The organism is Deltaproteobacteria bacterium (genome assembly GCA_020845895.1).
Classification (GTDB): domain Bacteria; phylum Lernaellota; class Lernaellaia; order JACKCT01; family JACKCT01; genus JADLEX01.
The window spans coordinates 1-6,829 of sequence record JADLEX010000080.1 but is presented as its reverse complement, the minus strand read 5'-3'; the positions used below and the strand labels follow the sequence as shown (position 1 = coordinate 6,829).

The 6,829-nt window shown below is 58.3% G+C and carries 10 protein-coding genes; 5 read left to right on the top strand and 5 right to left on the bottom strand.

From position 1 onward, the window contains the following. Positions 1 to 86 (bottom strand): ATP:cob(I)alamin adenosyltransferase (locus IT350_10840; GenBank protein MCC6158537.1); only part of this gene is annotated, 86 nt, incomplete at its 3' end. Positions 87 to 118: 32 nt separating this feature from the next. On the opposite strand from IT350_10840, the gene IT350_10835 reads away from it, so the two are divergent. Then, positions 119 to 712 carry a YihA family ribosome biogenesis GTP-binding protein gene (locus IT350_10835; GenBank protein MCC6158536.1) on the top strand — a complete coding sequence of 198 codons (594 nt, stop codon included), beginning with the start codon at positions 119 to 121 and terminating at the stop codon, positions 710 to 712. A 21-nt stretch (positions 713 to 733) separates the two neighbouring features. Here the strand turns inward: IT350_10835 and queD are convergent, their stop codons facing one another. From queD to IT350_10820, 3 genes are all read right to left on the bottom strand, one after another. Then, complete coding sequence (gene queD / locus IT350_10830) at positions 734 to 1,102, bottom strand: 6-carboxytetrahydropterin synthase QueD (GenBank protein ID MCC6158535.1); 369 nt, start codon at positions 1,100 to 1,102, stop codon at positions 734 to 736. Between the two features lie 160 nt (positions 1,103 to 1,262). After that, positions 1,263 to 1,607: a phasin family protein gene (locus tag IT350_10825; GenBank protein MCC6158534.1), complete on the bottom strand. Its 345-nt coding sequence runs from the start codon at positions 1,605 to 1,607 to the stop codon at positions 1,263 to 1,265. Positions 1,608 to 1,626: 19 nt separating this feature from the next. Beyond that, the gene (locus tag IT350_10820; GenBank protein MCC6158533.1) at positions 1,627 to 2,088 is read right to left on the bottom strand and encodes a phasin family protein; all 462 of its coding nucleotides are present in this window, start codon (positions 2,086 to 2,088) and stop codon (positions 1,627 to 1,629) included. 281 nt (positions 2,089 to 2,369) lie between these two features. Here IT350_10820 and IT350_10815 point away from each other — a divergent pair, with 281 nt between their 5' ends. The 4 genes from IT350_10815 (at position 2,370) to IT350_10800 (ending at position 5,848) form a co-directional block, all read left to right on the top strand. After that, positions 2,370 to 3,125, top strand: coding sequence for a hypothetical protein (locus IT350_10815; GenBank protein ID MCC6158532.1), 756 nt, complete (start codon positions 2,370 to 2,372; stop codon positions 3,123 to 3,125). Positions 3,126 to 3,284: 159 nt separating this feature from the next. Beyond that, entirely contained in the window at positions 3,285 to 4,019 is a 735-nt protein-coding gene (locus IT350_10810) for a hypothetical protein (protein MCC6158531.1), read from the top strand. Beyond that, positions 4,016 to 5,173, top strand: a complete 1,158-nt coding sequence (locus IT350_10805) for a hypothetical protein (GenBank protein ID MCC6158530.1) — start codon at positions 4,016 to 4,018, stop codon at positions 5,171 to 5,173. Before IT350_10810 ends, IT350_10805 begins: the two co-directional genes overlap by 4 nt. Before the next feature lie 12 nt (positions 5,174 to 5,185). Further along, positions 5,186 to 5,848, top strand: coding sequence for a DUF1566 domain-containing protein (locus IT350_10800; protein ID MCC6158529.1), 663 nt, complete (start codon positions 5,186 to 5,188; stop codon positions 5,846 to 5,848). An 89-nt stretch (positions 5,849 to 5,937) separates the two neighbouring features. Here IT350_10800 and kdsA read toward each other — a convergent pair whose 3' ends face one another. Continuing rightward, complete coding sequence (gene kdsA, locus IT350_10795) at positions 5,938 to 6,822, bottom strand: 3-deoxy-8-phosphooctulonate synthase (protein MCC6158528.1); 885 nt, start codon at positions 6,820 to 6,822, stop codon at positions 5,938 to 5,940. Positions 6,823 to 6,829: the final 7 nt, after the last annotated feature.

The following is a 6,829-nucleotide window of genomic DNA, read 5'->3' as shown; positions in this document are numbered from 1 at the left end:
ATCGCCTCGAGCATGTCCACCTCGCCGTACACGGTCGGGCGCTCGGAGTTCTTGTAGACGCGCTCGCCCGAGTACAGGCTCGTCAGCCCCTCGTCGCGAAACCTGACAAACCACCCCCGTGAAAGTCGCCCAGATCAAATTCCTCGTCGGCGCGATGACGCCCGCGCAGTTCCCGGCCGGCGACTTGCCCGAGGTCGCGTTCGCGGGCCGGTCGAACGTCGGCAAGTCGAGCCTCATCAACGCGCTGCTGGGCCGCCGATCCGTCGCGCGAACGAGCCGTTCGCCCGGCAAGACGCGCGAGATCAACTTCTATTCGCTCGACGACAGGGCGCGTTTCGTGGATCTGCCGGGGTTCGGATACGCAAAGGGCGGCGCGTCGTTGCGCGGCGCGTGGCAAAAAACCATCGAGGCGTACATGTCCTCGCGACAGACCCTCAAGACGATGGTGCTGCTGGTGGACGGCCGGCGCGGGCTGGAGGAAGAAGAGTTGCAGCTCCTCGACTACGCCCGCCACGTGAACGTGCGCGTCGATCTCGTGCTCACCAAGGCCGACAAGCTGAATCAGAAGGAACGCCACGGCGCCGTGCGCGCCATGGAATCGCACGGCTACGCCGCGGGCGATTACCTCTTCGTGTCGGCGCTCAAGGGGTCGGGGCTGCGGGAGCTGTGGCAGCGGCTCGACGACCGCCTGTTTGAGCGCGTCGCGGACTGAGGCTCACTCGAAAACTGAGGCTCACTCGAAATACGACGCGCGGTTCGCCTCGGTCTCCCACACGTCCACGCGCACCACACGCACGCGGTCGTCGTTAACCTTTTCGCCGACGCGGTGGAACAGGTGCTCGGCGATGCGCTCGCTCGTCGGGTTCACGTTGTCGAAGGGCGGGATCTCATTGAGATAGCGATGGTCGAGCAGTTCGAGCTCGTCCGTCACAATGCGTTTGAGCACCGTGAAATCGAGCGCGATTTCGATGTCGTCGAGCACCGCCGCGCGCGCCGTGACCTCGACGACCCAGTTGTGGCCGTGCAGTTTTTCGCACTTGCCGTTGTAGTTGCGCAGATTGTGCGCCGCGGCAAAGGATTTCCGGACCCGAACCTCGAACATGCGTCCTCCAAGGCGCGCAGCATAACGCACGCCGCCGGGCGAGTCATCATGAAGTGCGTCATGCCTCGACATCGAATGCACAAAAACGGGGCGCCCGAACAATAGGGGGCGCCCCGACGGATTCAGCGGCCGAATTCAGGAGGCCGCGATTCGAGCGTGGTTACGACACGAGCTGCTTCTTGAGCGTCGCGACCTTGCGGGAGAGGTTGTTGATGCGCGAGGAGAGCTGATCGACCTCGGTCTTCGACGGAATGTTCAGCCGATCGAGCGCCTTGCGGGAGCCGGTCTCCAGCCGCTTCTCGAGTTCGTCGCGACCGATGCGCAGACGGCTCGCCAGATCGGTGTAGATCCGCTGGCCCTCGGCCTGCGTCAGCTTGCCGCGCTCGACGAGGCGACCGACCATCACGTTCACTTCCTTTTCGGCCTTGTTGATCGCGCCGATCGACTCGGTGCGAAGTTTCGAGACCAGTTCCCCGGTCATCTCCTGGATGTTCCGCAGTTCCATGGGTCAGTCCTCCCGCGCGTCAGCGCTTCGCGCCCGTACGGGCTTTGGGTTTCACGGACGTGGATTTCGCGGTCTTGGCCGCCGGCTTCGCGAACTTCTTCGGCGCCGGTTTCGCCGTTTTCACGGCCGCTTTTTTCGTCGCCGCCGGAATCCCGGCCGCCGCGAGCTTGCGCACTTCATTCGTCAGCTTGTTGACCTGCTTGACGAGGTCATCCACTTCATGCCGCGTGGGAATATTGAGCGCGTTGAACGTTTTGGCGACGCCGTCTTCCATCGCCTTCTCGAAGTCCTTGCGAGCCTGCGCAACCTTGACCACCAGCTCGCCGAGCCACTTCTGGATGTCTTCCTTGGCGACCGCCGAGGAACCGACCTTCGCGACCAGCTCACGCACTTCCTTTTCGACGCGGGCCAGCGGCTCCTTGGCGTCGGAAAGTCCGTTCTTGACGAAATCGAGCACGTTCTTGCGAATCTCCGTGACCACCTGGGACCTCCTTCAAGTCGAAAACAGCCAAAAGGCTGTGCGTTTCGTCATCGTCGAGGACAATTTACGCACTGCGTCATTTCGTGTCAAGCGATTTTTACGCAGTGCGTCATTTTTCTCCCCGCAGGTGAGTTGGCCGCGAAAACGCAGTGGATGTCGCGCGACCGCTCTCTGCGAAACGCGCGACGCGAAACGTCGCTCATTGGCCTCATATTCACACTTGACATGATTGATCTGGCGGTTTCTTATCTTGTGAAATAAACATCCGGGGGGGCATCGTCATGGCCAAAAGTGCGCCGGCAAAGAAGGCTCCGCGTCAAGCTACGTCCGTCAAATCCGTGCAAAAGTCCGTATCGCCCGAAGAAGCGCTTTCACCGCGCGACCTCGCCGCGCTCGACGAGGCGGCGGCGTTCGTCAACAACCGGATCGACCGAAGCGCCGAGGCCCTGATCGAGATCGGGCAGTACCTGCTCAAGCGATTTTTCGACGACACGGTGGAGAAGGTCGGCGACCGCGCTCCGCGCAAGGGCGTCTCGCTGCGCAAGCTGGCCGAGCACCCGGACATCCTGATGAGCTACCCGCAGCTTTCCCGTTCCGTGGGCTTGGCGGTGCAGGAGCTGCAACTCGCCAGTGTTTCAACGTTGAAACAGTTGACGGCGAGTCACAAATTGATGCTGCTCGGCATCGACGACCGCGCGGGTCTTGGCGAGAAGGAACTGATGGCGCTCAAGAAGCGCTACGTGTCGATGGTGGAAAAAGACGGACTGTCCGTGCGAGCGTTGCGCGACGTATTGGAAAATGACGGCTACGTGAAGCGCCGGGGCCTCGCCGCCATCGAGGACGCCGGCGAACGCAGGCTCCTTCGCTCCGGCATCCACAAGATGCTCGACCCCTTCGAGTCCATCGCCGGCCTCGACATCAAGCGCCTGCTGGCCCTACCCTCACCGAATCTCAGGAGCGCTTACGACGTAGCCAAGAAAGCGCGGCTGCGCCTCGACACGCTCATCAACGGGATGGAGCAGCGGTTGAGGGGATGAAAAAAAAGTGAGAATTTTCTTGACCCCCCCAGTTTTTTGTGATATTCTTCACTTCATGAGATCTTATTCATCCATCCCGGATTCCCGGCGCCGCAATCGCCGATGAACCCGGATTGTTTCGAGATTGGGTTGTGCCATTATCCAAGGAGAGAGTTCAAAATGAAACGAGTGAATTTGGGAATTCTCTTGGCCGTGCTCGCAATCACCGCAACTTTTTTCGTTCTCGCTCACTCTTGGTATCCCTCGGCTGATCCCGCGTCGTCCACCCAAACCGCCAACCGTCAGGCGATTTCTTCCGACGACGGCGAGCTCGAAGAATCTCTCGGTGACGGTGCGATCGCCTACTGGCAGAGTTCGGAGACGCGACCTTTGAATGATAACGGTTTGTCCGAAGCGGCCACACTCGTGATCCACGGGGCGGCGGATACGGACATCAGCGCGACGGTCAGATTGAGCGCCAGAATCGGGCCTCTCAACACGGATATTTTTAACGACGTTGTCGAAGTGGCCGCCGGATCCGATGTCGTCATTCCCGTCAACGTGAAATCCGGACTGGAACTGCACTCCAAGCAGTTGGAATACACGACCAAACTCCTCGGCAACGTGCGTGCACAGCACGCCGAGACCGGCGCCTACCATTCGCAGCTTCTGCCCGTCCGGTTCGTTGCTTACAATCGGGACTCCCGCGCGTACGAAGTCATGGATACGGAAACGAGGGACCGGCTTTACCCCTACGGGTTTACGACGCCTGAAGGTCAAGAAGTCGTCAGTCGTATTCTTGCGCGGACTCCGGTCGGGGAAATCATTGACGATATCGGACCGGATATCGATCCTCCTGTTGAAGACGACGTAGATCCGGTAAACGAACCAACGCTCGACGGAGGAGCGCAATGACAATACATCGCCACCAGAAATTTCATTTTCTGGTTCTGACCGCTGTCCTCCTTTTGGGCTTCAATTCTTCCTGGGCCACCGATGATGTCAAAATCTGCATCAAATACGAAACTCACTTCACCGACTGGGCCATGGGGGATTTCTACGCCTCATCCTCGCCACATGACTATATCGCGATCCGGCCTCACGTCTTGGTTTGGGATAATGATTCTAATATCCCGATGTTCAATTACTTTACAGATGACGTCAATTGCACGCCGACATTGGCCTTGAACTCGGCACATGATTTCGAAATCAAAGTGTATGCCGAAGCGTTGTTGGTCGACGGAAACGTGATTCGCGTTTACGACAATATTGACAACCCCATTATTCATGCGCAGGTGGTACACCCCAATTGGAACCCGCCCGGTGACGGTCCCTTCCCTTTCACCCATCAATACAACTACAACTTCAAGGTGTCGAATATTCTCGCGGCGGCGGGCTGGACTGTCAATAGACGCCCCGGCGGACTGTCGAATCTCGACATCACCTATTTCACGGATCCGTGTCCAAGCACCGGGTCATCCTGCTTTCAAACTAATGGCGGAGATCACAGAATTATGCTTTCGTTGGATGACCGCGACAGAAAATCTACCATTGCTCACGAGACAGGGCATGAAATAGCTTATACAAAAAAGGGCAATGACGAGAGCGTAAGCGATTGTTCATTTTATATTAATGACAGTGAGGATTGCAGCAATGGCGATACCGGTGCGACCTCGCATTGCAACAAGTGCGTAGAACATCAAAGTTGCGCCGCTTGGGAGGGCTTTGCCGATTTCTATATGGTCGCGGCTTGGAATTATGAGGGTGACAATAATTGCGACTATAACGACGATGGAGATTCTTGTGCAGTTGAAAATCATTGGATGGAGGATTATTCGTGTCTCTTCGATTACGATGGTTATGGAATGGAATGGGACTGGACCCATTTTTGGTGGGAAATGTATTCCAATCGTGGCTATTCGGTCGGCGATATCGCTCAAATATATAATCTCTCCGATCCGGAAGATTGGTTCGATGTATATATTGATTTGCGAAGTGCGGCCATCGATTTTGGCAAAAGTTTTTCTATTTGGGATACTTGGGCGGATTTTAACGGAGTCGACCATTAGGAGGAGTTTCAAATGAGAAATTTAGCGATAGGAGTCGCGATATTCGCGATCGCAGGCCTGGTGTTACCTGTCGCGTGCGATTCGGACGACGATTCCGACGATGACGCGGCGGACGATGACGAAACCAGTGACGACGACATCAGTGACGATGACCATGACGGCGATGACGACAGCGAGGATCCTTGTCAGGACGGGATGAACGAGGGCGAACCGTGGCAGGATTCCTCGTCCGGACTCATTTGGCAGACGGGAAATACCTGCGACAATCGACGAGGAGCGGAAGTAACAGACTATTGCGAAGCGCTGGCCGTCGGTGGGTATTCCGATTGGCGCGTCCCGACGATCTCGGAGCTTCGGACGTTGATCAGAGGCTGTCCTGCCACCGAGTCGGGCGGAGAATGTAACGTAACTGATGAGTGTTACAATTACGGCAATTGTGAAAATGATGCGTGTGGCGGTTGTGACGAGAACAACGGGCCGACAGATGGTTGTTATAGCCCACAAGAAGTGAGTAACCCATGCGGGAGATTTTGGTCGTCGACGAGAAGATCGGATACGTCTTCTGCCAACTGGATTGTTTCATTTGTGTCCGGACGAATTATGAGTAGCGAAATTGGAGACGACGGGGAAGGGGATGTTGGATTTCTTGTTCGTTGCGTGCGGGATAACATCTAATCAAAAGGACTTGGCGTTTGCCGTCGGCCGGGTTTTGACGAACTGAAACAGCGCGGCGATGTGCCGGTGTGGACACCGGCGCTCCCCTCTCACACCTCGCAGACCTTGCCCGTCGAAAAATCCGTGCGCAGCAGGTGCGGCGCGTCCTCGCCCCACTCGCGGACGAGGCGGGCGAGTTCCACCACCTGCGGCAGCAGCTTTTCGAGCAGGTCGAAACGCAGCATCGACACCGCGTCGCACTTCGCCTTCGTGACGTCGAGGTGCGTCTCGATGAAAAGCGCGTTGACGCCCGCGGCGACCGCCGCGCGGGTGAGCATGGGAACAAACTCCGGCTCGCCGCCGCGCGGATCGTCGGATGGCAGGCCGTAGATGCGGATGAGGTGCGTGGGATCGTAAACGACCGGGCAGCCGAGGTTTTGCATGATCGGCACGCACCGCAGATCGGACACGAGGCGGTTGTAGCCGAAGGACGCGCCGCGTTCGGTCAGCAGGATCTGATCGTTGCCCACGCTCCGGATTTTGCCGACCGCAGAGGCCATGTTTTCGGGCGCGAGGAACTGGCCCTTTTTCACGTTGACGGGTTTGCCCGCGCGACCGCACGCGAGCACGAGCGACGACTGCTGGCACAGGTAAGCGGGGATCTGCAACACGTCGAGCACCTCGGCGGCGGGCGCGACCTGCTCGACCTGATGCACGTCGGAGATCACCGGCACCTCGAACTGTTTCTTGACGTCTTCGAGGATGCGCAGGCCGTCGTCCTCGCCGGGGCCCGAGTAGCCCTTGGCGCTGCCGCGATTGTCCTTCTCGTAGCTCGCCTTGAAGATCCACGGGATGCCGAGGCGCGTCGTCAGCGTTTTGAGCGCGTCGGCGATGGCGAAGACCGTGTCGCGATCCTCGATCACGCACGGGCCGCTGATGAGCACGAGCGGATGCCCCGCGCCGATCGGGATGTTACCGACGTTCACCGTGTTCATGGTCCGT